Source organism: Salipiger sp. PrR003 (assembly GCF_010500785.1).
Lineage (GTDB): Bacteria > Pseudomonadota > Alphaproteobacteria > Rhodobacterales > Rhodobacteraceae > Salipiger > Salipiger pacificus_A.
In genome coordinates, this window is the sequence record NZ_JAAGOV010000018.1 from 1 (window position 1) to 1,158 (window position 1,158).

Consider the following 1,158-nt stretch of genomic DNA (forward strand, 5'->3'; position numbering starts at 1 on the left):
ATGACCATCGAATACCTCAAGCGCGGAAAATCCGATGATGACCGCCGGCAGGACGACGCCAAGACCCGGGCGATCGTCGAAGCCACGCTGGCCGACATCGAGGCGCGTGGCGACGCGGCGGTGCGGGCGCTTTCGGAGAAGTTCGACAGCTACAGCCCCGAGAGCTTCCGGCTCTCGCAAGCGCAGATCGACGCCCTGATCGCGACGCTGTCGGAGCAGGAGATTGCCGACATCCGCTTCGCGCAGGCGCAGGTGGTGACATTCGCGGAGGCGCAGCGCGCCTCGATGACCGACATCGCGGTCGAGACGTTGCCCGGGGTCATCCTCGGACACAAGAACATCCCGGTGCAGTCGGTCGGCTGCTACGTGCCCGGCGGCAAGTTCCCCATGGTGGCCTCGGCGCATATGTCCGTCGCCACGGCGAAGGTCGCCGGCGTCCCGCGGATCGTCGCCTGCACGCCGCCTTTCGGCGGCAAGCCCAATGCCGCGGTGATCGCCGCCATGCATTTCGGTGGCGCCCACGAGATCTGGGTGCTGGGCGGCATCCAGGCGATCGGCGCCATGGCCATCGGCACCGAGAGCATGCAGCCCGTGCACATGCTCGTCGGGCCGGGCAACGCCTTTGTCGCCGAAGCAAAGCGCCAGCTTTTCGGCCGTGTGGGGATCGACCTCTTCGCAGGTCCGACCGAGACCATGGTGATCGCCGACGAGACCGTGGACGCCGAGATGTGCGCCACCGACCTGCTTGGACAGGCCGAGCACGGCTACAACTCGCCGGCGGTGCTGCTGACCAACTCGCGGGCGTTGGCCGAGGCGACGCTGACCGAGATCGAGCGCCTGCTGGACATCCTGCCCACCGCCGAAACGGCCCGCGCCAGCTGGCAGGACTACGGCGAGGTGATCGTCTGCGACAGCTATGACGAGATGCTGGAGGTGGCGGACGAGATCGCCTCAGAGCACGTGCAGGTGATGACAGACCGCGACGACTGGTTCCTCGAGAAGATGACCTGTTACGGCGCGCTTTTCCTTGGCCCGCGTACCAATGTTGCCAACGGCGACAAGGTGATCGGCACCAACCACACGTTGCCCACCAAGAAGGCCGGGCGATACACCGGCGGGCTCTGGGTCGGCAAGTTCCTCAAGACCCACAGCTACCAG

The 1,158-nt window shown here is 66.4% G+C and carries 1 protein-coding gene; it reads left to right on the plus strand.

All coding sequences use genetic code 11. The features are described from left to right. Positions 1 to 1,158: histidinol dehydrogenase (gene hisD / locus G0D83_RS01115; RefSeq protein WP_164188793.1), on the plus strand; the 1,158-nt coding region annotated here is incomplete at its 3' end.